This window comes from Phaeobacter inhibens DSM 16374, from assembly GCF_000473105.1.
GTDB classification, from domain to species: Bacteria; Pseudomonadota; Alphaproteobacteria; order Rhodobacterales; family Rhodobacteraceae; genus Phaeobacter; species Phaeobacter inhibens.
In genome coordinates this window covers 1,965,304-1,989,084 of record NZ_KI421498.1, presented here as the reverse complement: position 1 = coordinate 1,989,084, position 23,781 = coordinate 1,965,304, and the positions used below count along the sequence as shown (strand labels likewise).

The following is a 23,781-nucleotide window of genomic DNA, read 5'->3' as shown; positions in this document are numbered from 1 at the left end:
GTGCTGCAGGCGCAGGACCCCGAAATCAGGCCGTCAGGCCTGATTTTCACGCTGCCCCAGTAGCGGATCCCGGATCATTGCAGCGGCGTCCATATCGGCGCTGTCGGCCCCAAGAAGATTGCCGCGATGGCGGTTGAAGTAGAGATCAATCCGACTGTAGAGCGTGTTGCGTCGCATCTCCAGACAGCGCAGCAGCGCCTTGCGCGCATAATCCAACAGCTCGTCCTTCTGGTTCTCCAGATCATGCAGTTCAGCCGCGCGCTCCGACTCGCGACCGGAAGACCCATGGGCGGATACCCGATCCGCAACACCTGTATCTTCCGTGTGAGTCAGAGGCGGGGATGACGATAGCTCCGGTGACAGCATAAAATGACACCCCAGCAAGACGATATTGCCGGGTGTGACGGTGATTGGATCGATGTAGGTCAGGCATTCGAAGGGGCGTCCGCTGGCATCATAATTCCAGAGCGTACGCGAGATGCGTTTGCAGCGGTCGCGGGCGATTTTCAGCTCACTGATCGTATTCTGCTTCACCGCCGGCCCATCGAACAGCGGGCAAGGGCGATCAAGCACGTCCTCAGCCCTGTAGCCGGTCGCTTTTTCAAAGGCCGGATTGACGAAGGACAACTCCAACTCCTCCGCTTCCGGGTTGATCAGCGACAGAGGCAACGAAGAATATCGCAGCAGACTGCCAAGAAGATTCATTTCTTTGTCCACGTAGCCACCCGTTTGTTCCGGACCCAAACCTGGGAAGAAAACGCACGGGGTGAGAATTGGTTCCCGGTCGCGAGCAAAAAAATTACGCACGTGGTTCAGATTTGGCCAGAGCAGCCAAATGTGGCCTGGTTCGGGGAACTAATTACGCGACTTCAAAGGGGTTTTCAGGATAGCCCACGCGTGCCAGATAGAGCCCGTGACCGGGGCAGACGGGACCGCAGGCGGCGCGATCCTCGGCCTCTAGCGCAGATTTCACATCCTCAGGCGACCACGCCCCCGCGCCGACCCGCTCCAGCGTACCGACGAAGCTGCGCACCTGATTGTGCAGGAAAGACCGTGCGCGCACATGGAAATGAATCTCCGGCCCGGAGAAGCCTTGAACCCGCTCAATCCGCAGTTCGTCCAGTGTCTTCAGCGGGCTGGCGGCCTGACAGATCGACGAGCGGAAGGTGGTGAAATCATGCTGGCCAATCAGATGATTGGCTGCCTCCTGCATGGATCCGGCGTCCAGATCATGATTGAGCTGCCAGACCTGCCCTGCATCATGGGTTGCCGGTGCGCGCCGGATCAGGATGCGAAACAGATACTGCCGCTCAACCGCAGAAAACCGCGCGTGCCAGTCATCCTCGGCACGGGCGCAATCGACAATCGCCACCGGGGCTGGTTTCAGATGGAAATTCAACGCCTCGGACAGGCGGAAGGGATCCCAGTCCTTCACCATATCGCAATGGGCAACCTGACCCAGACCATGCACGCCGGTGTCCGTGCGCCCCGCCGCCGCAATCGTGTGCGGTCCCGGCTCCAGCCGCGCAAGCGCATCCTCGATCGCCCCCTGAACCGAGGGTTGATCCTTCTGGCGCTGCCACCCGGCGAAGGGCGCGCCGTGATATTCGACTTTCAGAGCAAAACGCGGCATGGGCGGGCAAGTAACGCGGCCGGGGCTGCGGCACAAGTCCCCGACAGCAGCTGACCGGGGTGGTATCACGCTCCGCCAGCCCCTATCTTGGTCAAATTGAACACGGATCCGGCCTTTGGCAGGGTCGGCAGGGCGGGGCAAACCTTTGGGACTATCATCACTGGCAGACGGGGTTTTGCGCAGCGTCGAAGGCGCGGGCGCCTCGCTATCGGAGAGCCTGTTTGAACCGTCGATCCGCCTCGGGGTCACCGGGCTGGCCCGTGCGGGCAAGACAGTGTTCATCACCTCACTGGTGGCCAATCTGATGAACCGGGGCCGTATGGTGCAGCTTTCCGCTGCGCGGGAAGGCCGGATCGAGACCGCGTTTCTGCAACCCCAGCCGGACGATACCGTGCCCCGCTTTGACTACGAAAACCACCTTGGCGCCCTCACAGGTCCGCGCCCCTATTGGCCCGACAGCACCCGGGCCGTCTCCGAGCTGCGCCTCAGCCTCAGGGTTCAGCCCAACGGTCTGCTGTCGGGCCTGCAAGGGCCGCGTACGTTGCATCTGGATATCGTGGATTATCCCGGCGAATGGCTGCTGGATCTGGCGTTGTTGGATAAATCATATGCTCAGTGGTGCGATGAGGTGCTGACCCGCATCCGCGGTCGATCGCAGGCGCAGGGCTTTCTGGATCTGGCGCAGAAAGCCGACGCCACTGCCCCGCATGACGAGCCGCTGGCGCAGGAGCTGGCCGGGGCCTTCGCGGCCTATCTGCAGGCCGCCCGCGCCGCTGGCTACTATGACTGCACGCCGGGGCGGTTCCTGCTACCGGGTGATCTGGCGGGCTCTCCGGTGCTGACCTTTGCCCCGATCCCGCTGTCGGACAGCCCCCCCCGCCGGTCGCTTCACCGCGAGATGGAGCGCCGCTTTGAGGCTTATAAATCCAAGGTCGTCAAACCCTTCTTTCGCGATCACTTCGCCCGCATTGACCGGCAGGTGGTTCTGGTCGATGCGCTCAGCGCGATCCATTCTGGTCCTCGCGCAGTGGAGGATCTGCGGCATGCGATGACCGATATCCTTGCGGCCTTCCGTCCGGGCCGCAACGGGTTTCTGCGCCAGATCCTGCGCGGCAAAAGGGTGGAAAAGATCCTGTTCGCGGCGACCAAGGCCGATCACCTGCACCACCAGCAACATCCGCAGTTGACCGCCATCATCGAGGCGCTGACCCGCGATGCCCGTGACCGCGCCCGCTTCGCCGGGGCTGAGACAGCGGCCCTGTCACTCGCTGCTCTGCGCGCCACGACGGAGGAGCTGCGCAGCCACAACGGCAGTGATCTGCCCTGCGTGCGCGGCACCCTTCTTGACAGTGGCAAGCCCGCCGCGTTTTATCCCGGCGCACTGCCACAGGATCCCTCGCATCTGCTGACCCCGGCCCGTCAGGGCGCCGAAAGCTGGCTCGACGGGGAGTATCAGGCCATGGCCTTTGCCCCGGCACCTCTGACCCTGCGCCCCGGCGATGGCCCGCCTCACATCCGCCTGGACCGGGCAGCGGAATTCCTGATCGGAGATCGCCTATGACAACCTCATCCCAGCCCATCCTGCGCGCCGCGCGCAGTACCGATGCCGGCAAGATCGCCGAGATCCTGCACCTCTTCGAGGTCGATACCCCCTGGATGCCCAAGCAACACACCGGCGCAGAGGCGATCAGCTTTTGCGGCACCATGATTGATCGCGGTTGGGTCACCATCGCGCAGATCGACGGGCGGGTAGAGGGGTTTCTGGCCCTTGAAGGCGCGGAGATCTGCGCGCTTTATGTGCGCGACACGGCGCGCGGGCAGGGGCTTGGCCGCTTGCTGCTGGACTATGCCAAATCGGTGCAGTCGCCGCTCCAGCTCTGGACGTTTCAGGCCAACGAAGGCGCGCAGCGGTTCTATCTGCGCGAAGGTTTCGTCGAACAGACCCGCACCGATGGCGCGCGCAACGACGAAGGGTTGCCGGATATTCAATACATCTGGCCCGCACCCTCGTCGAAGCCTGAACTCAAACCCCGCGCCGCCGCAGTGACAAAGCCCTCAGCCGACAAACCGGATCGCCCGAAGAAAGACACGCCATGACCCGTAAGGATGCCGTCCTCTTCGACCTCACGGACAGCGCCACCGCAGACACCGCCCCGGATGTGGCCAGCGCGCCGCCGGTCCCGGATCTGGATGGCGCCAGCAGCGACCTGCCACAGCCCGCACTGGCGCAGGCCGCCGCGCTGGCCAGCCGTCGCCCATCGCGACTGGCCCGCTGGTTCTGGGCTTGTCTGACAGCACTGATCGGCGCTGTCATCTCGGTTGCGGCCTGGGATTTCGTCACCGGGCTGATTGACCGCGTGCCGCTCTTGGGCTGGGCGATCACCGCAGGCTTTGCCGTGGCCGTTCTTCTTGCCCTCCTGATGGGCCTGCGTGAACTCGCGGCCCTGTCGCGGCTGCGCCGGGTCGAGAGCCTGCGCAACGCGCAGCCGCTGCTCTCAACGGATCCCTCCGCCCCCGCCGCGGGCCAGCCGGCTGATGCCACCGCTGATCTGAAGGCTGCACGCAGCTATGTGGCGGGGCTGGAACGGTTTTATCGCGGGCGCAAGGATCTCACATGGGGACTGGCCCGGCTGGGGGAGCGCAAGAGCGACATCATGGACGCCGACGGGCTGCTACAGCTGGCAGAGGCGGAGTTGCTTGCGCCGCTGGATGCCCGCGCCCTGCGCGTGGTCGAAGGGGGCGCGCGGCAGGTCGCAACGGTCACCGCGCTGGTGCCCTTGGCGCTGGCGGATGTGGTGACGGCGCTGGTGACCTCGCTGCGGATGATCCGCCGCATCGCCGAGATCTACGGCGGGCGGTCCGGCTTCTTCAGCTCCTGGCGCCTCACCCGCGCGGTGCTCGCCCATCTGGTGACGACCGGCGCTGTTGCAGTTGGCGATGACCTGCTGGAACCGGTGCTCGGCGGATCGCTCCTGTCAAAGCTCTCCCGCCGCTTTGGCGAAGGTCTGGTGAATGGCGCGCTCTCCGCCCGCGTCGGCATCGCCGCCATGGAAGTCTGCCGCCCGATGGCCTTCTCCAAGGCGCAGAAACCCCGGACCCGCAAGGTTATTCAGCGCGCCCTCACCGGCCTGTTCACCAAGGCCGCCTAACCACACGCCTCAGGCTCATGCAGAGCATGAGCCACGCCCAAGACCGCAAGGATGCGAGGGCATCCTAAGACGCGGGAGGGCCTGCGTCTCAGGATCAGAACAGCTTGGGTGGGGCGTTTTTTGGCTGGCGCATGGCGACGATCCCGGTGCGAAACCCTTCGCCGATCCGGTCCGCCAGAGCGCCCCATTGCAGCGCGGTTCGTTCCGGCAGCTCCGCCTGCAAGACCTCGTGAAACAGGCCCAACCAGATCGCAAAATGCTCCGGCCTAACATCCGGCCTGCTGACATGCACCCGCATCGGATTGCCGCCATAGCATTTCTCCCGCAGGATCGCATTGCGCCAGAACCGGGTGATCAGCGCCTCATGCTCCGGCCAATCCTCCACATGCGCCGAAAACACCGGCCCCAGCACCGCATCGCCGCGCACGCGAGCATAGAATATATCCACCACATAGGCGATCTGTTCCGCCGTAATATCAAACCGCGCGAGGGACGTCTGGGTCATGTGAACTCCGCCTTTCCACCCCGTCGCTACACCAGAGCGCCCCGCCGGTACACCCACCGCGCGGGGCAATCCCTGCGACCAATTGTGCAATTATTTCTACCGTGGTAATCCTGTGTCACCGTCTTCCTCAGGCAATCTCTCATAGGTTTGTCCCCAGACCTGCACTGCGTCATCAAATGCAAAATCGTCCAACCTTTCATCGACCCAATGGTCCGGCCGTTGTCCACTCGTCAGAGTGACAGAGCCATCCCCAAAGGTGCGATGAGGGTCAAAAAAATGCAGCGCAGCGGAGGAAACCGTCGCATTCCTGAAAACAACGGCGCTCCATTTGCGCGGTACATGTTTTCGAACTGGTTTCATTTCCCCACTGAGCATGTAGTCCAGCATACCTTGGAACCTAACAGAGTGGAGAAAAGGTCGGATCAGTTTGAAATGGTTTTCTGAACCTGGTGTCGAGTCGATTTCGAAAAGGGTTCTATCGATATGGGTCTGATCGAAATATGTACAACTATAAGAACATTTGACCAAAGAACTTGCATTCAGCTGAGCGTGGCTGAAATCTGTGTGATGGAGTTTTGCGAAGTCGAGTGTTGTGTTGCTAAGAAACCCTCGTGTCACAACTGCTCCTGACAGGTTGCAGTGAGAGAAATTGGCGCGATTCAGATAGGCTCATTCCATACGTGACTCGAAGAAACTCATGTATGAATAGTCACCGTCCGAGAAATCCGCTCGCTGAAGATTGCAGCGTGATAGTGTCGGGCGGTAGCCATGCCGCCTTTCATGCTGGATCTGTTCAGGGGTACGGCGCCCGAGAATCTTGATCGCAAAAGCGATGTCGGAGCGAGGGCTTGGTATCTCGAAAACTCTCTCGTGGATATCCGTGTACTCAGACTCCGGTAGGTCAACCGGATTTGTGATCGCATGGTTGTTTTTCATGCGGATGAAACGCCCTTCGGCAACATCCTCGGCGGTGCTCAGCGGCGAGTTATTGCAGACATAGGCGCAGAGAATGTCCATGACCAACAGGTGGTCCCGGCCGCGATCATATGTGATCGAATCCCGTGATATTCGCTCCAACGCAAGCAACCCACCAATACGGACTTCGATGTTTGGCTCGGTAACTTCCTCGATGACTGGTTTTGGTGTTGCTAGCATCTGCGAAAGCGCGGATCCGACTTCACTAGCTTCATTACCTATGATGCGTTTGATGGTCTTTTCTGCACCAAGCTGTTCCACAGCTTTGGTGATGCGGTCCGTCATATGGTTCTGTTCGGCGGTTCGGGTCTGACGCTCATTTGCCCAGACGCGCAACAGCGCCAAGGGGGCGCCAACTAAGCCACCGGTGGCGGTCACCAGCCCGACAAAACCCAGCACATGCCAGCGTAAATCCGTGCTCTGGGCGTCAGGCGAAAGCCTGACCGTCAGCATCCACAAAGCGGCGCATGTTTCAAAAAGCAGGAATGCCCAGACCGGCAGCAGGCAGAGGCTATAGCCCAGCAGTAAGCCGTTGCTGCTCCAGCGGCGCTCTTTGGCTGCCTGGGCTGGGGCGGAAATGGCGAGCCAGGTCAGCAGCACCAGCAGGGTGAAGCCCGCAGCGGCCAGCAATAGTGTCAGCTGATGCCAGGTGAGCGGGAGTGTCAGGGAAACTGTGTCTGTGGTGGCCATATGCGATACCGCTGAATGATCTGAAAACAATCTGCACAGCATTGCGTATCATCTTCGCAGTGCCAAGCCGCTTTACCCTCCTGCCGCGCAGCCCTATAAGGCCCCCATGTCCCATGTTGCGGCCATCATTATTCGAATTATATCCCCGGCGCTCTGAAGACGTGAGCCGCCGGGCAAAGGTGCTTGAGCCATCGCACCGAACCGAATATCCCAAAACACGACCAGATCATCCAAAGGACGCTGCACATGTGTGCCGACACGCCTCAGACGCCTGAGTACAAAGACACCCTCAATCTGCCCAAAACCGATTTCCCGATGCGCGCGGGCCTGCCCAAGCGGGAGCCGGGCTGGCTGGAGCGTTGGGCCCAGATTGGCGTCTATGACAAACTCCGCGAAAAGGCCGCCGCCGCCAAGGGCACCGATGCGGAACGCAAGCCCTTCACCCTGCACGATGGCCCTCCCTACGCCAACGGTCACCTGCACATCGGCCACGCGCTGAACAAGACGATCAAGGACATGATCGTGCGCTCGCACCAGATGATGGGCTTTGATGCGCGCTACGTGCCGGGCTGGGATTGCCACGGCCTGCCCATCGAATGGAAGATCGAAGAGCAGTACCGCAAGAAGGGCAAGAACAAAGACGAGGTGCCGGTTGTTGACTTCCGTCAGGAATGCCGGGCCTTTGCCGATGAATGGGTTGGCATCCAGCGCGAGGAGTTCAAGCGTCTGGGCATCACCGGCAATTGGGATGATCCGTACCTCACCATGAACTACCACGCCGAGGCGGTGATCGCGGGGGAGTTCCAGAAATTCCTGATGAACGGCACGCTCTATCAGGGCTCCAAGCCCGTGATGTGGTCGCCGGTTGAGAAAACCGCCCTGGCAGAGGCCGAGATTGAGTATCACGACCACAAGTCGCATACCATCTGGGTGCCGTTCGGTACTGCCAATGCAACTGGCGATCTGGCGAAGGCCCGCGTCGTGATTTGGACCACGACCCCCTGGACCATCCCGTCGAACAAGGCCGTCGCCTATAATCCGAAGGTGGCTTATGGCCTCTACCGCGTCGACGCCACGCAGGAAGAGAGCTGGACCAAACCGGGTGAGCTGTATCTCTTTGCCGATGCGCTGGCCGCAGACGTGCTGGAGAAATCCCGCGTGACCGAATTCACCAAGGTCCGCGATGTGGAGGCCTCCGAACTCGATGGCTTGACCCTGAACCATCCGTTCAAGGGCATCGAGGGAGCAGATGGCTTCTGGGATTATGACGTGCCGATGATCGACGGCGACCACGTCACCGATGATGCGGGCACCGGTTTCGTGCACACCGCGCCCAGCCATGGTGCGGACGACTACGAATGTTTCGTGGCGCGCAACTGGATTGACCGGATGACCCATAACGTGGGCGAAGAATCCGAGTTCCTGCCGCATGTGCCGTTCTTTGCCGGGCTTCAGGTCTTTGACAAAAAGGGCAAGGAAGGCAAAGCCAACACCGCTGTGATCGCCAAGCTGGTCGAGGCCGACGGCATCATCGCCCGCGGCCGCGTCACCCACAGCTACCCGCATTCCTGGCGCTCCAAGGCGCCGATCGTGTTCCGCAACACGCCGCAGTGGTTTGCCAGCGTCGACCGCGAGCTGGACGACGGCATGGGCGAGATGGGCGACACCATCCGCACCCGTGCGCTGAACTCCATCGACCAGCTGGTGCAGTGGACCCCGCAGACCGGCCGCAACCGTCTCTATTCCATGATCGAGAGCCGCCCGGACTGGGTGCTGTCGCGCCAGCGCGCCTGGGGCGTGCCGCTCACCTGCTTCACCAGGAAGGGCCTGCTGCCGACCGATCCCGATTTCCTTCTGCGCAATGAGGCGCTGAACACCCGCATCGTGGCCGCATTCGAAGAACACGGCGCCGATGTCTGGTACACGGATGGCTTCAAGGACAAGATGCTCGACGGCATCGCGAACCCTGAGGATTATGATCAGGTGTTTGACGTGCTGGACGTGTGGTTCGACAGCGGTTCCACCCACGCCTTTGTGCTGCGCGACCGCGAGGACGGCACCGAGGACGGTATCGCCGACGTCTACATGGAAGGCACCGATCAGCACCGTGGCTGGTTCCACTCCTCGCTGTTGCAGGCCTGTGGCACCAAAGGCCGCGCGCCCTATCGCAACGTGGTCACCCATGGCTTCACGCTGGACGAGAAGGGCAACAAGATGTCCAAATCGCTCGGCAACACCATCGTGCCCGAGAAAATCGTCCAGCAGTATGGCGCTGATATCCTGCGTCTCTGGGTGGCGCAGACCGACTACACCGCCGACCAGCGGATCGGGGCGGAGATCCTCAAAGGCGTCGCCGATGGCTATCGCCGCCTGCGCAATACCATGCGCTACATGCTCGGCAGCCTTGCGGATTTCTCCGAAGATCAGCGGGTGGATCCGGCGGATATGCCGGAGCTGGAACAATGGGTCCTGCACCGTCTGGCCGAGCTGGATCACAAGGTCCGCACCGGCTATCAGGCCTATGATTTTCAGGGCGTGTTCTCGGCGGTGTTCAACTTTGCCACCGTGGATCTGTCGGCCTTCTACTTCGATGTTCGTAAGGATGCGCTTTACTGCGATGGTGACACGCTGAACGCCCGTGCGGCCCGCACCGTGCTGGACATCCTGTTCCACCGCCTGACCACCTGGCTGGCCCCGATCCTGGTCTTCACCATGGAAGAGGTCTGGCTGGAGCGTTTCCCCGGTGATGACAGCTCGCTGCATCTGCAGGATATTCCCGCAACCCCTGCGGATTGGCTGAATGAACCGCTGGCCGCGAAATGGGCCAAGGTCCGTCAGGCCCGCCGCGTCGTCACCGCCGCCCTTGAGGTGCAGCGCGTCGACAAGGTGATCGGCGCCTCGCTGGAGGCCGCGCCGGTGGTGCATGTGCGCGACGCGGAGGTGCTGGCGGCGCTGAAATCGGTGAATTTCGCTGATGTCTGCATCACCTCTGATATTGCCCTCAGCGGTGATCCGGCCCCGGCAGAAGCCTTCCGCATGCCCGAGGTGGACGGCGTATCGGTGGTGTTTGAGAAGGCCGATGGTGACAAGTGCCAGCGTTGCTGGAAAATCCTGCCGGATGTGGGCAACCACAGCCACGCGGGCGTCTGTGGTCGTTGCGACGCAGCGCTCAGCTAAGGCAGGGATCAGTCCGGATCGGCAGATGATCCGGCCCGGATAGCGGTGATTTCAGATCCCAGACTGGATCTGCGCGCCGCCCGCTCCTCGATGGGGCGGGCGGCGCGCTTCTTTTGACGTCTTTGACGGGGGTATGGTGTCAAAGAACGCCGGGGGTTTTCGGGTCAGCGCGAGGGAGACGATCCGGGCCGGATCAGCCGATCACCTGCTGCGCCGCGCGATATTGATTTTGGGCGATCACTTCACTTGCCGGAAGCGGCCCAGCGTGGCAGCCCGATTGTAGATCCTGTAGCTTCTGCTGCACCACGGTGCGAAGATACTGTGTTCCCGGCACCAGGCTTGCGCCTTCAATGGGACCGGTCAGCGCGGCCTGTGTGCTTGTCGCTGCCGCCTGCTTTGCGGGAGAGGCCGCGGTATCAAGCCCCCCCATCTGCTCACCGGTCTGCTGGGCTTGCGCCTGCTGCGCTGCGGCCTGCCCATTCGCGTGACCATTCAACATACGATAGACGCTGACATTTCCTGGACCGGTGACTTGCATGACGTGATGACCTTTTTCGTAACTTGAGATCCATCTTTACTAAAATTTAGTGCAATTGCATGAACGCCTGAGGTTAGCCGACCCTGCCGAAGGCATAGCCTCCTATCCCAAAGGTTAGGTCCAGAGGCCGGATAACGGTTCCTCCTTGACGCTGAGCAGGATCCCGCAGACGCTGGCCAGGATGTGACAGCATCAAGCGTAAGGATCACCAGACCCGTGCACTTTCCTGAAACCGAGACAGAGCAGATGGCAGAGGCCAGTCTTGAAACACCTGTCGGCACGCTCTGCGTTGTGGAACGCGACGGGGCCATTGTTCGCCTGAGCTGGCAGGCCGCGCCGGTTGGCGCATCGGGGTCGGTGCTGACAGCTGAGGCCCTGACCCAGCTGCGCGCCTATTTCGCGCATGAGCTGACTGAATTCGACCTGCCGCTGGCGGTGGCGGGCAGCGATTTTCAGCGCGCGGTCTGCGCCGCGATGTCAGCGATCCCGCTTGGTGAAACCCGCACCTATGGCGACATCGCAAAGGATCTGGGCGCAGCCGCACAGCCCGTTGGCAACGCCTGCGGGGCCAATCCGATCCCGGTGATTATCCCTTGCCACCGGGTGCTTGGCGCCTCAGGTCTTGGGGGATTTTCCGGTGCGGGCGGGGTTGAGACCAAAGTCACGCTTCTGCGTCACGAAGGGGCGGCGGGATTGCTGATCTGAAGCGATGGCGCTGATCATCCGTCACAGGCTGTAGCCTGATCAAGCCCGCCCTAACAGAGGCCGATCTTGGTGGCGGTGGCATGCCGGGGCATCGCGCGACGGGCTCGGGCTCGACACTTGCACCCGGATTTCCAGGCATCAGATGCCTCAATTCCGGGATGCCCCAGCGTTTAGATGCCGGGTTTCATGACACCCGCAGTCTGGTGATATCGGGCTGAGACGGTCTGCTCAGCCCTTGCTCTCGGGGATGATCTGCTGCGCGATGCCGACAAAAATCAGATAGACCGAGGTCAGCACCAGCCCCCAATGCGCCCAGCTTGCCGGGTGGAAATCGACCCAGGCGGCCCAGCCAGCAAAAAAGGTCCAGGCCAATGCCATCGGCAGCGACACCTTGCGCCAGCGTTCGGTGCGCACCGGGTGAATGAACTTCAGCGGCAGGAACATCGCGATCGCCAGCAGGGTGACCAGCGTCAGGCTGGTCCAGTGGCTCGGCTCCAGCGCAAAGATCACCAGCACCAGCATATTCCAGCATCCGGGAAAGCCGGAGAAGGAGTTATCCTTGGTCTTCATTCGGGTGTCGGCAAAATACAAGGCACTGGCAAAGGTGATCACAATCAGCGCCACCCAACCGGTCCAGCCCGCCATCAGCCCGGATTTGAACAGGGCGAAGGCCGGGATGAACACATAGGTGAGATAGTCGATGATCAGATCCAGCAGCACACCATCAAACTCTGGCGCGTAGCGCTTCACCTCATAGTGCCGTGCCAGCGGTCCATCAATGCCATCCACGGCAAAGGCCACAACAAGCCAGACAAACATCAGGCTCCACTTGGCATCAGCTGCGGCCAACATGGCAAGGATAGCAAAGACCGCGCCGGTGGCGGTCAGCAGGTGAACGGAGAGGGCACGATACTGAGGTGTCATAGGCCCCTGATGGCGAATTTCCCGCACCCTCGCAAGTGGTCAATGGAAAAACGTCTCGCCTATGCGCGGAAATTCGGGTCTTTGGTGGTGTCGATGCCACCTGCGCGCCACCAACCTCTCAGCCGCTGGTCACCTGAGACAGCCACAACGGGTCCCCGTTTCACTGGTCGGCAAGGTCCTCCATCAGCGCCTTGCGAAATAAGGTCTCGGTCAGGGCGCGGCTGTCGACCAGCTGGGGGCCATCGCCTGTATCAGATGGTCCGGGGGCGGCGACAAATTCACCGCGCGCGGCCTTTCCTGCGCGATAGGTCGCCCATTCCTGATCCGAAATCTGGCGATCGCCATCGCTGTCCAGATCCGCCAGAAGCTGCTCATAAAACTGGCTGAAATCCACATCGCCAATATCGGATGTGCTGGCATTGGCGGCACTACGATTGGCGGGATTGTAGGGCGCGCCAAGCGGCGCGGCGTCTGTTGTATGGCTTTGGGCAACGATACTCATCACGGGGGCTCCTTCTGGATTTGACGCCAGAAATCTGTCGCACGCCCCTTACTACGGGGTTAAATCCAGCCCCCTAGCGCCATGTTTTACGTAGGTCTTACGCTTTCGGATGGGCGCGGTTGTAGACATCCATCAGATGCGCCGTATCGACTGCGGTATAGGCCTGCGTTGTCGACAGAGAGGCATGGCCGAGCAGCTCCTGAATGGCGCGCAGATCGCCACCGGCTTCCAGCAGATGGGTGGCAAAGCTGTGCCGCAACGCATGTGGCGTGGCACTGGCAGGCAGACCCAGCTGGGCGCGCGCCTGCGCCATGGCGCTGCGAATAAGCCGCGCATTCAGCGCCCCGCCGCGTACACCGCGAAACAACGGTGCCGCGCGCTCCTGCGGATGCGGGCAAAGCCGCAGATACCGGTCGACCGCCGCGCGTGCGGCGGGTAACACCGGCACGATCCGTTCCTTACCGCCCTTGCCGGTGATCCGCAGCACCGCCGGTAGCGGCGCGTCTGCCCCGGTCAGACCCAACGCCTCGGAAATTCGCAGCCCGCAGCCATAGAGCAGGGTCACCACCGCCACATCGCGGGCGGCGACCCAATCGGTGGTGGACTGAAACTCCACGGTCTCGATCACGGCGCGCGCGGCATCTTCTGCCAGCGGGCGGGGCAGTTTCTTCTGAAACTTGGGACTGCGCGCCGACAAGACGGCTGTGGGCTCAAACCCCTGCCGTTCCGCCAGCCAGGTATAAAAACTTTTGACCGCCGACAACTTGCGCGCCAATGAGCGCGCCCCGGTCCCGGTGGCGCGGGTGGCTGCCATCCAGGCGCGCATGTCGCCGGTGGAAATCTCCGCCAGCGCACCCAGCCCCTGCGGGCCGCCAAAATGGTGGGTCATAAATGCGAGAAACTCCACCACATCGCCGCGATAGGCGGTGACGGTGTTCTCGGCCGCGCCCTGAAGGGCTGCCAGCCCGGCCAGCCACTGCTCAAGCGCATCGCGGCAGGCCGGGGAAATCAGCGTTGTGGCTGGTGTCGTCACGACAACCAGTGGCGCATCGACCGTTCAAAGACGCCGGCAAAAAATGCCAGCAGATCGGTGCCATGCTGCGGGGTGAACTGATGCGGATCCTCTGACCCCAGAACCAGCAGACCGGGCAGGCGGCCTTCGCCCAGTTCCAGTTTCAGACAGGCCTCGGACCGGATGAAATCAGCCTTGGCCCCATGGGTGCGGGCGTGGCCAGATTGCATCTGCCGCAGGGTGACCTGGCGGTCAGGGCCATTGCGCTGCGGATTGATGTATTGTTCTACGAATCCCGGCTCGACCACCTTCAGAACCTGATCCATGCGCTGCACGGCGGCGTCCTGTTCGGGATGTGCCGTTTCCAGCACCAGCGTTACCGAATCCACCCGCAGAATTTCCGCCAGCTCACCACCAAGGTTGCCGAGATAGCTCTCAAAATCCATCGGATCCAGTAGCCGCAGCACCGCGCGGTGGATCTGGTTGGTCCCTGCAAGGTTCTCATAAGCTGCAGCAATTACAGAGCGATGGGTGTCCTCCAGCCGGTCCAGCCGGGCCTCCATCCGCTCCATGGCGATGCCGCGCAGGTCCACGATATTGGACCCCATTGCGCGCTCATTGGCGCTGACCAACGCGTTCATCACGCTCTGATCTTCCAACAGGGCGTCGGGTTTGGCCAGGATCGCCTGGCGCAGATTGTCTTCCAGTTCTGCCGTCGTGCTCATGTGCTGCTCTTTATGACCTCTGATGGGTTTTGACGGTGTTATAACACGGGTTTCGCGCAGGGGTGGCAAAAAATTCCCCGCCACCGGCGCACCGTCGCCTGTACAGGGCAGGGGGCCTCAGCCAACGAAAAAGGGGCCGCCCGCCGGGCCGCCCCTCCTGAAACCTGTCAGATGCCCTGCGGCTTACAGGATCTTGATGTTCGCGGCCTTGATGTCGGCGAGGAAGGCATCCAGACCCTTGTCGGTCAGCGGGTGGTTGATCATGCCTTTGATCACGGCGGGCGGCGCGGTGATCACATCCGCACCGATGCGCGCGCTTTCCAGCACGTGGTTGGCGCTGCGGATGGAGGCGGCGAGGATCTCGGTCGTAAACCCGTAGTTGTCATAGACGGTGCGGATGTCTTCGATCAGGTCCATCCCATCCAGGTTGATGTCGTCCAGACGGCCAATGAAGGGCGAGATGAAGGTCGCGCCGGCCTTGGCCGCCAGCAACGCCTGATTGGCGGAGAAGCACAGGGTCACATTCACCATATGGCCATCGTCGGTCAGGGTTTTGCAGGCCTTCAGGCCGTCCCAGGTCAGCGGCACTTTGACGGCGATGTTTTCGGCGATCTCAACCAGCTTGCGGCCTTCGGCAATCATGGTCTCGGCGTCGGTTGCGGTCACCTCGGCAGAGACCGGACCATCGACCAGATCACAGATTTCTTTGGTCACTTCGATGATATCACGACCGGATTTCTTGATCAGCGACGGGTTGGTGGTCACACCATCCACCATGCCCAGATCGTTCAGCTCGGCAATGGCATCGATTTCGGCGGTGTCTACAAAAAATTTCATCGGCTAGGGTCCTCTGGATGGGTTGGCCTTGATTGCGCTAGCCTTTACCTGATGGGACGGGCTTTAAAAACCCCCCGTGCGCCCGGCGTCGATTGCAGGGCATCGCTTTGGGGGTCATCATCCCCAACGGGCAAAAGAGGCAGACCGCGTGCAGGAGCAGGCATTTTTCAACGAAGGCGAACGGGTTGGCGTGCTGACAACGCAGCCGCTGGACCGCTGTCTGGACTATCGCGCCCCAGAAGGTGGCTGTCATCTGGGCGCCTATGTCGAGGTGCCGCTTGGCCCGCGCCGCGTCCTCGGGGTGATTTGGGGGCCGGGGGCGGGTGATTTCGATTCGGCCAAACTGCGCCCGGTGAATCGGGTGCTGGATGTGGCCCCGATGCGCGATGAGATGCGCCAGTTCCTGAGCAAATCTGCCGACTACACGCTGACCCCTCTGCCGGCGATGCTGCGGCTGGCCACCCGCGCGCCGGGCCTGTCGGATCCCGTCTCCATGCGCAAGGTGCTGCGCCCCACCGGCCAGATGCCGGACCGCATGACCGATGCCCGCGAACGGGTGCTCTCGGCGGTGGATGAATACGGCGGTCTGGCGTTCACGGCGAAGGAACTGGCCGATCTCGCCGGGGTCACAACTTCGGTGGTCAAGGGGCTGGTGAAACAAGGCGCCCTGCGCGAGGAAGAAGCCCCACGTGATCTGCCCTATCCCCGACTGGACCCGGATCTCCCCGGCAAGACCCTGACCGAGGATCAGGCTGCGGCCGCCAACACTCTGGGCGAAGGGGTCGCGGGCGGCCGCTATGGCACCACACTCCTGAAAGGCGTGACCGGTTCTGGCAAGACTGAGGTCTATCTGGAGGCAGTCGCCGCCACCTTGCGTGCAGGGCGTCAGGCGCTGGTGCTCTTGCCGGAAATTGCCTTGACGGCTGAATTCCTGAAACGGGTCGAGCAGCGCTTTGGTGCGACCCCGGCCGAATGGCACTCGGGCGCGACCATGACCGAACGCCGCCGGGTCTGGCGCATGGTCGGGCAGGGTAAGGCGCAGCTGGTGATCGGCGCGCGCTCAGCCCTGTTCCTGCCCTATCAGAATCTCGGCCTCATCATCGTGGATGAGGAACATGACACCTCGTACAAACAGGATGAGGGCGTCTGTTATAATGCCCGCGACATGGCGGTGCTGCGCGCGGCCATGTGTTCGGCGCAGGTGGTGCTGGCTTCGGCGACGCCATCGCTGGAAACCTGGGCCAATGCCGAGGCAGGCAAATACAAACGGCTTGATCTCGCGGCACGATTTGGGTCAGCCGTCCTGCCAGAGATGCGCGCGATCGATATGCGGGCGGAAAAACTGCCCGCCTCAACCTGGATCTCACCGACGTTGAAACAGGCGATGACCGCGCGGATCGAACGGGGTGAACAATCGCTGTTGTTTCTCAATCGCCGGGGCTTTGCGCCGGTCACCATCTGCCGCGCCTGCGGCGGCCATGTGACCTGCGACCACTGCGATTCCCGTATGGTGGAACACCGCTTCATGAAGCGCCTGATGTGCCACCAATGCGGCGAGACCAAACCCGTACCCGACGCCTGTCCGACCTGTCAGGTCGAGGGCAAGATGGCCCCCGTCGGTCCCGGCATCGAACGGCTGGGTGAGGAAACCGCCGCGCTGTTCCCAGAGGCCCGAATTGCGGTGCTGTCGTCTGACCTCTTTGCCTCAGCCCGCGCCCTGAAACAACGGATCGAGGAGATCGCCGCAGGCGAGGCTGACATTATCCTTGGCACCCAGCTGGTGGCCAAGGGGCATAACTTCCCCCTGCTCACACTGGTTGGTGTGATCGACGCGGATCTTGGCCTGCAAGGGTCCGACCTGCGCGCGGCAGAGCGCACCTTTCAGCTGATGCGGCAGGTCGCAGGGCGGGCCGGGCGGGCCGATAAACCGGGCGAGGCGCTGATGCAGACCTTCCAGCCGGAACACCCGGTCATTCGCGCAATTCTGTCGGGGGATGAGGAAGCCTTCTGGCGCGCTGAAGCCGCTGAACGACAGGCCGCAGGCGTGCCGCCTTATGGGCGCATGGCAGGTATCGTGCTGTCCGGGCCGGAGCTGCCTGCGGTTATGGATCTGGGGATGGCCCTTGCGCGCAACGATGGGCCGTTGCGCCAGATCGGCGCGCAGGTCTTTGGCCCGGCCCCGGCGCCAATTGCCCGCATCCGCGGTCGCCACCGGGTGCGACTGCTGATCAAGGCCAGTAAGGGAACGCCCTTGCAAGACGCCATTGCCCGCTGGATCAAACCGGCGCGCCTCAAGGGGGATCTGCGTCTGTCGGTCGATATTGATCCGCAGAATTTCTTCTGAAGAATCCCATGGGGGCTCTGCCCCCGGCCTCTCGGCCTCCCCCGGGATATTTCCCGCCAGAAGATGAGCGGACCTCAGGTATCTTCTGGCTCCAAATATCCCGGAGCGCGAGGCAGCGCCTCGCACCCTGTCTAAGCGGTCGCCGCTAGGCTGCGCTGGTCCACCAGCAGATCTGTCAGCACTGCCCCAACCCACATCGAAAACAGCGCCAGCCAGGCGGTGCCCGCGAAGATCGACCCACCGGTGACACCGGCCCCGATGGCGCAGCCGCCGGCCAACATGCCGCCAAACCCCATCAAAGCCGCGCCGATCATTGCCTTGCGCATGGTCACTGCCCCATCGAAGGCCTGAATGCGCATCTCGCCTGTCAATGCGGCTGCGAGCATCGCGCCACCAAACACCCCGGCCACCAGCCCGATATCAAATTCCAGCACCGCGGCGCGATCCAGAAAGAACATCAACATGCGCGCCGAAGGACCGGTGAAGGTCACGCTTTCGATCTGCACGGGATCAAACGCCACCTGTGCCAGCGCCGATGTCAGCGCCCAGCCAAGCGCCACCGCAAAGCCGACGCCAGAGGCAAAGATCAGCCGCGCCGCCCCGATGCGGTTGTGCAGCGAGACCCCAAGGGCCAGACCCGCCATGCCCACCCCCAGCGCCAGCCCGGACCAATCCGGCAGGCTCAGCGCTGTCAGCAGATCCAGATTGCGCCCGCCAGAGGTGATCCAGAGGCCTGCCAGATAGTCGCGCACAGGCGCCAGATACCCGGCGAGGCTCATCTGTGCGACCACTGCAAAAATCAGCCCGGAGACCACGCTGCGCAGATTGCCGGTCGCCGCCAGCACCAAAAGCCGCCCGGAGCAACCCCGCGCCAGCACCATACCTACGCCAAAGATCAGCCCGCCGATGATGGCCCCGGACCAGCTGCCGGGCACCGCCATCATCCGCGCCTCATCGGTGTCGATCCAGCCCAGCAGCCGCCCGGCCTGCACCCAGACCAGCGCGGTGGAAAAGGTCAGAAGCCAGACCGCCACCCGGTCTCCCAGTCGGCCACGGGCAAATTCCACGGTTGCCGCCCGCAGGCAAAACCGCGATCGCTGCGCCGCGACGCCAAAAATCCCGCCGGTCAACAGGCCTAGCAACGCCGCTGTCACCGGCTCGCCTGCCCAGTCCATGATCTCAGCCAGTTCCGGCATCACATCAGCCTCTCGTTGTCATTCGGAAATCTGAATATGAGATCAGGTTGCTCCGTGCATTGATGCAGATCAGATGTGCGCAGCGCTTTTTCCCTCGCCTGAAGGGGCGTATGGGCGTATTTGCTGGGGCATGTTCAAACCTGTCCCCACCGAAGCCGCCGCTTCCCTGCCGCTGTGGCGCCGCCCCACAACTCTGCTGTTTGTGATGGCGCTCACCATGCCCATCGCCTTCAACACCTGGAGCGCGCTGCTGAACAACTTTGTCATTGAGGCCGCGAATTTCGACGGCGCTGACATTGGCCTGCTGCACACGGTGCGCGAGATCCCTGGCTTTCTGGCCATTGGCGTTATTGCGGTGATCCTGTTTGTGCGCGAACAGGTGCTGGGGCTGGTCTCTCTGATGATGCTGGGCGTGGCGACGGCGGTCACGGCGTGGTTTCCCAGCCTTGGCGGGCTGCTGACCATCACGCTGCTAAGCTCGATCGGGTTTCACTATTACGAGACGGTCAACCAATCGCTGCAGTTGCAATGGCTGCCCAAGCTGCAGGCGCCGCAGATCCTGGGCTGGCTGGTGGCGGCGGGATCGGCGGCAACGCTGGTGGTCTACAGCCTGATCGCGCTGCTGTGGGAGCCGCTGGGCCTCACCTACAATATCGTCTTCCTGCTGGCAGGGGGCACCACCACGATTCTGGCTATTTTCTGCCTGCTGGCCTATCCGCAATTCGATGCCCCGCATCCGCAGACCAAACGTCTGATCCTGCGTCGCCGCTATTGGCTCTATTATGCGTTGCAGTTCATGGCCGGCGCGCGGCGGCAGATCTTCGTTGTCTTTGCCGGCTTCATGATGGTGGAGAAGTTCGGCTTTGCGGTGCATGAACTGACCAGCCTTTATTTGATCAATCTGGTAATCAATATGATCGCCGCACCGCTGCTGGGTCGTGCTGTGGCCCGCTTTGGTGAACGCCGGACGCTGATTTTTGAATACACCGGGCTGGCACTGGTTTTTGCCGCTTACGGCGGGCTCTATTGGTTCAGCTGGGGCGTGGTGCTGGCCGGGGTGCTCTATGTGGTGGACCATATCCTGTTTGGTCTGGCGCTGGCGCTGAAGACCTATTTTCAGAAGATCGCCGACCCGTCTGATATTGCGCCGACCGCCGCCGTGGCCTTTACCATCAACCATATTGCCGCGGTGGTGCTGCCGGTGACGCTGGGCTTGCTGTGGGTGGTCTCCCCGGCTGCGGTCTTTGCACTGGCGGCCTGTATGGCGCTGATCTCGCTGACGCTGTCATTGTTGATCCCGCGCCACCCGGAGCCGGGCAATGAGACGATCTTTGTGAAGTGGCGCAGCGCTGCCCCGGCGGAGTAAGCCTGCCCCGCGAAGGGCAGGCCCAGCCTCAAGGGCGCGCTGAGCTACAGGCGGCGCTCCTGGACCCGCGCTGCCAGCTCTTGACCTGCGCCGCCGACGGGCCTAGGCGCTGTGCAACCTTTGCCCGGAGACCGCTATGCCCACCTTCACCGCCCTCACCACCCTGACCGGAAAAGCCCCTGCCGAAGCGCTCGGCGCGGCGATGGAGCGTCTGACGCCGGAGCCGACCGGTCTGGGCGTGTTCGAGGTCGAAGACGGCTCCGGCCTGTGGGAGGTTGGCGGCTATTTCACCGAGAGCCCGGATGAGGCCGGTCTGGCGCTGCTGGCAACCATGTTCGACGCCCAGCCTTTTGTGATCTCAGAACTGCCAGAAACCGACTGGGTCGCCCATGTGCGCCGCGAACTGGCCCCGGTCGAGGCCGGTCGTTTCTTTGTCTACGGCAGCCATGACGCCGACAAACTGCCCGCCGATCGCATTCCTCTTTTGATTGAGGCTGCGATGGCCTTTGGCACCGGCCATCACGGCACCACGCTGGGCTGTCTGAAGGCGCTGGACAAGCTGATCGAGGATGGCTTCGTCGGCGAAAAAGTCGCCGATATCGGCTGTGGCACGGCGGTGCTGGCGATGGCGGCTGCACGCGTCTGGGACGGGCAGATCCTGGCCAGCGACATTGATCAGGTCGCGGTTGACGTGGCCGAGGCCAATCTGAAGGCCAACGACATGGAAGGCCGTGTGCACTGTCTCGAGGCGGCGGGCTTTGACGCCCCGGCCTTGGCCGAGGCCGCACCCTTTGATCTGATCTTCGCCAATATCCTGAAGGGCCCTCTGGTTGCATTGGCGCCTGACGTGGCGGCGCATCTGCGCGCCGATGGCTATGCGATTCTCTCCGGTCTTCTCAACGAACAGGCCGACGAGGTGCAGGGCGTTTATGCACAGAACGGCATCAATCTGGTGCAACGCAGCGAGATTGGTGACTGGACGACGCTGCTTTTGCAGAAAACGGGCTGAATCGTTCAAGTTTGTTGAGCATTTTAACGACCCACCCCAAAATGGTCTCATTACCTACCTAAGCATTAAGATGTGGATGGTGGGAGCCATTGCAGGGTTTTGGTTATGGGTGAACAGAGTAACAATTTCTACGCTCGGCTTGACCGATTGGAACGCAAACACGGGGCCATGTCGCGCGGCTACACCGCTAAGGTGCGCGCGGATGGGTTGATCGTGGTGGCGCCGCGACGGGTACAGTCGCGGATTTCCGGCCGGTCAGTGATCTTGTTTGTCGCGGCGTTTCTGCTGTTCAAGGGGTTCTTGATGGCGGCGCTGGGATTTGGCAGCTACGACTATCGTGTCGATCAGCTGCGGGCAGGAACCGGGCTGGAGAAAGCCGGTGCATTTGTGATGCAGCGGGATCCCGTGTCGCAGTTCCTGGCCGAGAAGATCGGGCCTGTGCTGCGGTAGAGGGGCAGGCTGGCGGGCCAGATGTCGGGCGCTGGGGGGCATCCGACATAAAACGGTCGCGCAGTCATGTCCGACGCAGCAGGGTGTCGCCGAGGCGCAGATCTGCAAACCAGACCTATAGAAAACGCCGCGCTCCGTCAGGAGGCGGCGTTTTTCATATGTCAGGTGGTCTGTAGCCCCCGGCGCTGCCGGGACGGCAGCCTGTCTCAGAAGACGGGCTTGCCTTCGGCAATGCGGTCGATATCTGCGCGGCACAGGCCAATGTCGGCCAGTTCCCGGTCGTTCAGCTGACCCAGGGTCTGGCGGGTCGCGCGGGCATCGTTCCAGTCGACGATTGCCGCCAGCAGGCTGGCGGTCATGGCGCTAAAGCGGCCAAACAGGCTGCTGGTGCCATAGGTGGTGCGGGTGGTGTCAAAAGCAGCCATGTCCTCGTCCTTTCGGAGGTTGAATTCAGTGAACCGCGTTGCGGCGATGGACGGCACTTAGTCATGTGAATTGGCCCTGACAATCGCTGAAATTGCATGTGTCATATGCGAAAAACGCATGGCTGATTGTCCATATAAACAAGGGAATTGGATGCATTTTTAGCTGTTCGAAAGGAATGTCGGTTTCGCCTCGGAAGAGGGTCGTTTTCAGAACAGGATTTGTAGGTTTTTGCGCCACAGGTGCCGCGCGGCATCCCTGCAGGGCACAGAATGCGGGCCAGCAAAGCGATTGGACATGTTCGCCTTTTGTGCTAATCCTGAGGAAAATTACACCTCCACATCGGGTAGGGATAGGGCAGACATGCGAATATTGGGCATCGATCCGGGGTTGCGGAACCTCGGTTGGGGGGTGATCGAATCACATGGCACCCGTCTCAGCCATGTCGCAAATGGCGTCTGCACCTCCGATGGCGATGATCTGGGCGAACGGCTGTTGTCGCTCCACAATCAGGTGATCGAAGTGATCGCGGCCTACCGTCCCGATCAGGCCGCCATCGAACAGACCTTCGTGAACAAAGATGGTGCGGGCACGCTGAAACTGGGTCAGGCCCGTGGCGTAGCCCTGATGACATTGGCGCAGGCCGGTCTGCCGGTGGGTGAATACGCGCCGAACCGCGTCAAGAAAACTGTGGTCGGCGTGGGTCATGCGGCCAAGGAGCAGATCCTCCACATGGTGAAACTTCAGCTGCCCGGCTGCCTGCCCAAGAACGCCGATGCGGCAGATGCTCTGGCCATTGCCATCTGTCATGCGTTTTATGGGGGCACGCAACAACGCCAGCTGAAGGAGAAGCGCGCGTGATCGGAAAACTCACCGGACGACTGGAATACCGCAGCAGCGATCACGTGCTGATCGATGTGCGCGGCGTCGGCTATATCGTCTATTGCTCCGACCGCACGATGGCCACGCTCCCCGGCACGGGAGAGGCGGTGGCACTTTATACCGATATGGTGGTGCGCGAGGATCTGATGCAGCTCTATGGCTTTCCCTCGTTGATGGAAAAGGAATGGCACCGCCTGCTGACCTCCGTGCAGGGGGTTGGGGCCAAGGTCTCACTGGCGATCCTTGGCGCGCTTGGTCCCGAAGGCGTCAGCCGCGCCATTGCCCTTGGTGATTGGGCGACCGTGAAGGCGGCCAAAGGCGTTGGCCCAAAAACGGCGCAGCGCATCGTGTTGGATCTGAAGGACAAGGCACCGGGTGTGATGGCCATGGGCGGCACCATCGCTGACGCTATGGATGGGCCGGGGCTGGATGTGGTCGAACCTGCCGAGCCGGTGAGCACGGCCAAGAAACCCCGCAAGGCGCCACCCAAGGCCCCCTCCGGTGCCGCAGCTGCCTCTGCGGGGGCGCTCTCTGCGCTTGGCAATCTGGGTTATGGTCCGTCGGACGCCGCCGCCGCCGTGGCCGAGGCCGCCGCAACCTACCCCGACGCCAATGAGGCCGAACTGATCCGCGCCGCCCTGCGTCTTCTGGCGCCGAAGGGGTGATCGTGTGAGAGTATTGAAAAAGATAGGACAGTGCCCGTCCGCGGGCGGAAACGAAGTGCTCGCCCATGGGGGCG

At 62.1% G+C, this 23,781-nt stretch carries 24 protein-coding genes; 11 read left to right on the top strand and 13 right to left on the bottom strand.

The genetic code is table 11. The annotated features are described in order from the left end of the window. Positions 1-33: 33 nt before the first annotated feature. Both INHI_RS0113330 and truA read right to left on the bottom strand, forming a co-directional pair. The gene (locus tag INHI_RS0113330; RefSeq protein ID WP_027247957.1) at positions 34-705 is read right to left on the bottom strand and encodes a PAS domain-containing protein; all 672 of its coding nucleotides are present in this window, start codon (positions 703-705) and stop codon (positions 34-36) included. Between the two features lie 154 nt (positions 706-859). Next, on the bottom strand, positions 860-1,633 hold the full coding sequence (gene truA, locus INHI_RS0113325; protein WP_014879213.1) for a tRNA pseudouridine(38-40) synthase TruA: 774 nt from the start codon (positions 1,631-1,633) through the stop codon (positions 860-862). 145 nt (positions 1,634-1,778) lie between these two features. Between truA and INHI_RS0113320 the strand changes: the two genes are divergently transcribed. Genes INHI_RS0113320 through INHI_RS0113310 form a run of 3 tightly spaced genes read left to right on the top strand, consistent with a single transcriptional unit; the run spans position 1,779 to position 4,782 of the window. Next, positions 1,779-3,194, top strand: coding sequence for a YcjX family GTP-binding protein (locus INHI_RS0113320; protein WP_027247956.1), 1,416 nt, complete (start codon positions 1,779-1,781; stop codon positions 3,192-3,194). Further along, entirely contained in the window at positions 3,191-3,730 is a 540-nt protein-coding gene (locus INHI_RS0113315) for a GNAT family N-acetyltransferase (protein ID WP_027247955.1), read from the top strand. The genes INHI_RS0113320 and INHI_RS0113315 overlap by 4 nt, the downstream gene beginning before the upstream one ends. Further along, the gene (locus tag INHI_RS0113310; RefSeq protein WP_027247954.1) at positions 3,727-4,782 is read left to right on the top strand and encodes a YcjF family protein; all 1,056 of its coding nucleotides are present in this window, start codon (positions 3,727-3,729) and stop codon (positions 4,780-4,782) included. The genes INHI_RS0113315 and INHI_RS0113310 overlap by 4 nt, the downstream gene beginning before the upstream one ends. Before the next feature lie 94 nt (positions 4,783-4,876). Here the strand turns inward: INHI_RS0113310 and INHI_RS0113305 are convergent, their stop codons facing one another. The 3 genes from INHI_RS0113305 to INHI_RS0113295 all read right to left on the bottom strand — a co-directional run bounded on the left by INHI_RS0113305 (position 4,877) and on the right by INHI_RS0113295 (position 6,952). Beyond that, positions 4,877-5,287, bottom strand: a complete 411-nt coding sequence (locus INHI_RS0113305; RefSeq protein WP_027247953.1) for a group III truncated hemoglobin — start codon at positions 5,285-5,287, stop codon at positions 4,877-4,879. Positions 5,288-5,383: 96 nt separating this feature from the next. Further along, complete coding sequence (locus INHI_RS20930; RefSeq protein ID WP_081698705.1) at positions 5,384-5,950, bottom strand: pentapeptide repeat-containing protein; 567 nt, start codon at positions 5,948-5,950, stop codon at positions 5,384-5,386. Between the two features lie 6 nt (positions 5,951-5,956). After that, entirely contained in the window at positions 5,957-6,952 is a 996-nt protein-coding gene (locus INHI_RS0113295; protein WP_027247951.1) for a hypothetical protein, read from the bottom strand. A 246-nt stretch (positions 6,953-7,198) separates the two neighbouring features. Here INHI_RS0113295 and ileS point away from each other — a divergent pair, with 246 nt between their 5' ends. Then, positions 7,199-10,129, top strand: a complete 2,931-nt coding sequence (gene ileS, locus INHI_RS0113290; protein ID WP_027247950.1) for an isoleucine--tRNA ligase — start codon at positions 7,199-7,201, stop codon at positions 10,127-10,129. A 193-nt stretch (positions 10,130-10,322) separates the two neighbouring features. Here the strand turns inward: ileS and INHI_RS0113285 are convergent, their stop codons facing one another. Further along, positions 10,323-10,667 carry a hypothetical protein gene (locus tag INHI_RS0113285; protein ID WP_027247949.1) on the bottom strand — a complete coding sequence of 115 codons (345 nt, stop codon included), beginning with the start codon at positions 10,665-10,667 and terminating at the stop codon, positions 10,323-10,325. A 246-nt stretch (positions 10,668-10,913) separates the two neighbouring features. Between INHI_RS0113285 and INHI_RS0113280 the strand changes: the two genes are divergently transcribed. Continuing rightward, positions 10,914-11,372, top strand: coding sequence for a methylated-DNA--[protein]-cysteine S-methyltransferase (locus INHI_RS0113280; RefSeq protein ID WP_027247948.1), 459 nt, complete (start codon positions 10,914-10,916; stop codon positions 11,370-11,372). A gap of 228 nt (positions 11,373-11,600) precedes the next feature. Here INHI_RS0113280 and INHI_RS0113275 read toward each other — a convergent pair whose 3' ends face one another. From INHI_RS0113275 to fsa, 5 genes are all read right to left on the bottom strand, one after another. Continuing rightward, positions 11,601-12,296 carry a CDP-alcohol phosphatidyltransferase family protein gene (locus tag INHI_RS0113275; RefSeq protein ID WP_014873671.1) on the bottom strand — a complete coding sequence of 232 codons (696 nt, stop codon included), beginning with the start codon at positions 12,294-12,296 and terminating at the stop codon, positions 11,601-11,603. A 160-nt stretch (positions 12,297-12,456) separates the two neighbouring features. Continuing rightward, positions 12,457-12,798 (bottom strand): hypothetical protein, encoded by a 342-nt coding sequence (locus INHI_RS0113270; protein WP_014879223.1) that lies wholly within the window; start codon positions 12,796-12,798, stop codon positions 12,457-12,459. A gap of 97 nt (positions 12,799-12,895) precedes the next feature. Further along, on the bottom strand, positions 12,896-13,831 hold the full coding sequence (locus INHI_RS0113265) for a tyrosine recombinase XerC (RefSeq protein ID WP_027247947.1): 936 nt from the start codon (positions 13,829-13,831) through the stop codon (positions 12,896-12,898). Next, positions 13,828-14,535: a DUF484 family protein gene (locus tag INHI_RS0113260; protein WP_014879225.1), complete on the bottom strand. Its 708-nt coding sequence runs from the start codon at positions 14,533-14,535 to the stop codon at positions 13,828-13,830. The genes INHI_RS0113265 and INHI_RS0113260 overlap by 4 nt, the downstream gene beginning before the upstream one ends. A gap of 183 nt (positions 14,536-14,718) precedes the next feature. Then, a complete protein-coding gene (gene fsa / locus INHI_RS0113255; RefSeq protein ID WP_014873675.1) occupies positions 14,719-15,372 on the bottom strand; it encodes a fructose-6-phosphate aldolase in 654 nt (217 codons plus the stop codon). A gap of 148 nt (positions 15,373-15,520) precedes the next feature. On the opposite strand from fsa, the gene INHI_RS0113250 reads away from it, so the two are divergent. After that, positions 15,521-17,716, top strand: a complete 2,196-nt coding sequence (locus tag INHI_RS0113250; protein WP_027247946.1) for a primosomal protein N' — start codon at positions 15,521-15,523, stop codon at positions 17,714-17,716. 131 nt (positions 17,717-17,847) lie between these two features. On the opposite strand, the gene INHI_RS0113245 is transcribed toward INHI_RS0113250, so the two are convergent. Next, positions 17,848-18,912, bottom strand: coding sequence for a YeeE/YedE family protein (locus INHI_RS0113245; RefSeq protein ID WP_027247945.1), 1,065 nt, complete (start codon positions 18,910-18,912; stop codon positions 17,848-17,850). 130 nt (positions 18,913-19,042) lie between these two features. On the opposite strand from INHI_RS0113245, the gene INHI_RS0113240 reads away from it, so the two are divergent. The 3 genes from INHI_RS0113240 to INHI_RS0113230 all read left to right on the top strand — a co-directional run bounded on the left by INHI_RS0113240 (position 19,043) and on the right by INHI_RS0113230 (position 21,737). Beyond that, entirely contained in the window at positions 19,043-20,278 is a 1,236-nt protein-coding gene (locus INHI_RS0113240) for an MFS transporter (RefSeq protein WP_027247944.1), read from the top strand. Between the two features lie 136 nt (positions 20,279-20,414). Next, positions 20,415-21,287, top strand: a complete 873-nt coding sequence (locus tag INHI_RS0113235) for a 50S ribosomal protein L11 methyltransferase (protein ID WP_027247943.1) — start codon at positions 20,415-20,417, stop codon at positions 21,285-21,287. A gap of 105 nt (positions 21,288-21,392) precedes the next feature. Continuing rightward, entirely contained in the window at positions 21,393-21,737 is a 345-nt protein-coding gene (locus INHI_RS0113230) for a hypothetical protein (protein WP_014873680.1), read from the top strand. Between the two features lie 206 nt (positions 21,738-21,943). Here the strand turns inward: INHI_RS0113230 and INHI_RS0113225 are convergent, their stop codons facing one another. Continuing rightward, a complete protein-coding gene (locus INHI_RS0113225; RefSeq protein WP_014873681.1) occupies positions 21,944-22,162 on the bottom strand; it encodes a DUF1127 domain-containing protein in 219 nt (72 codons plus the stop codon). A gap of 361 nt (positions 22,163-22,523) precedes the next feature. Between INHI_RS0113225 and ruvC the strand changes: the two genes are divergently transcribed. Both ruvC and ruvA read left to right on the top strand, forming a co-directional pair. Then, entirely contained in the window at positions 22,524-23,021 is a 498-nt protein-coding gene (ruvC, locus tag INHI_RS0113220) for a crossover junction endodeoxyribonuclease RuvC (protein WP_014873682.1), read from the top strand. Beyond that, entirely contained in the window at positions 23,018-23,707 is a 690-nt protein-coding gene (ruvA, locus tag INHI_RS0113215) for a Holliday junction branch migration protein RuvA (RefSeq protein WP_027247942.1), read from the top strand. The genes ruvC and ruvA overlap by 4 nt, the downstream gene beginning before the upstream one ends. The last annotated feature ends 74 nt before the right edge of the window (positions 23,708-23,781 follow it).

Coding starts and splice junctions, on each gene's coding strand:
- INHI_RS0113230 (WP_014873680.1), top strand. CDS start 21,393: ATGGGTGAACAGAGTAACAATTTCTACGCTCGGCTTGACCGATTGGAA.
- INHI_RS0113275 (WP_014873671.1), bottom strand. CDS start 12,296: ATGACACCTCAGTATCGTGCCCTCTCCGTTCACCTGCTGACCGCCACC.
- ileS (WP_027247950.1), top strand. CDS start 7,199: ATGTGTGCCGACACGCCTCAGACGCCTGAGTACAAAGACACCCTCAAT.
- INHI_RS0113240 (WP_027247944.1), top strand. CDS start 19,043: ATGTTCAAACCTGTCCCCACCGAAGCCGCCGCTTCCCTGCCGCTGTGG.
- INHI_RS0113310 (WP_027247954.1), top strand. CDS start 3,727: ATGACCCGTAAGGATGCCGTCCTCTTCGACCTCACGGACAGCGCCACC.
- INHI_RS0113285 (WP_027247949.1), bottom strand. CDS start 10,667: ATGCAAGTCACCGGTCCAGGAAATGTCAGCGTCTATCGTATGTTGAAT.
- INHI_RS0113305 (WP_027247953.1), bottom strand. CDS start 5,287: ATGACCCAGACGTCCCTCGCGCGGTTTGATATTACGGCGGAACAGATC.
- INHI_RS0113270 (WP_014879223.1), bottom strand. CDS start 12,798: ATGAGTATCGTTGCCCAAAGCCATACAACAGACGCCGCGCCGCTTGGC.
- INHI_RS0113245 (WP_027247945.1), bottom strand. CDS start 18,912: ATGCCGGAACTGGCTGAGATCATGGACTGGGCAGGCGAGCCGGTGACA.
- INHI_RS0113260 (WP_014879225.1), bottom strand. CDS start 14,535: ATGAGCACGACGGCAGAACTGGAAGACAATCTGCGCCAGGCGATCCTG.
- ruvC (WP_014873682.1), top strand. CDS start 22,524: ATGCGAATATTGGGCATCGATCCGGGGTTGCGGAACCTCGGTTGGGGG.
- INHI_RS0113280 (WP_027247948.1), top strand. CDS start 10,914: ATGGCAGAGGCCAGTCTTGAAACACCTGTCGGCACGCTCTGCGTTGTG.
- INHI_RS0113225 (WP_014873681.1), bottom strand. CDS start 22,162: ATGGCTGCTTTTGACACCACCCGCACCACCTATGGCACCAGCAGCCTG.
- INHI_RS0113235 (WP_027247943.1), top strand. CDS start 20,415: ATGCCCACCTTCACCGCCCTCACCACCCTGACCGGAAAAGCCCCTGCC.
- fsa (WP_014873675.1), bottom strand. CDS start 15,372: ATGAAATTTTTTGTAGACACCGCCGAAATCGATGCCATTGCCGAGCTG.
- truA (WP_014879213.1), bottom strand. CDS start 1,633: ATGCCGCGTTTTGCTCTGAAAGTCGAATATCACGGCGCGCCCTTCGCC.
- INHI_RS0113315 (WP_027247955.1), top strand. CDS start 3,191: ATGACAACCTCATCCCAGCCCATCCTGCGCGCCGCGCGCAGTACCGAT.
- INHI_RS0113295 (WP_027247951.1), bottom strand. CDS start 6,952: ATGGCCACCACAGACACAGTTTCCCTGACACTCCCGCTCACCTGGCAT.
- INHI_RS0113330 (WP_027247957.1), bottom strand. CDS start 705: ATGAATCTTCTTGGCAGTCTGCTGCGATATTCTTCGTTGCCTCTGTCG.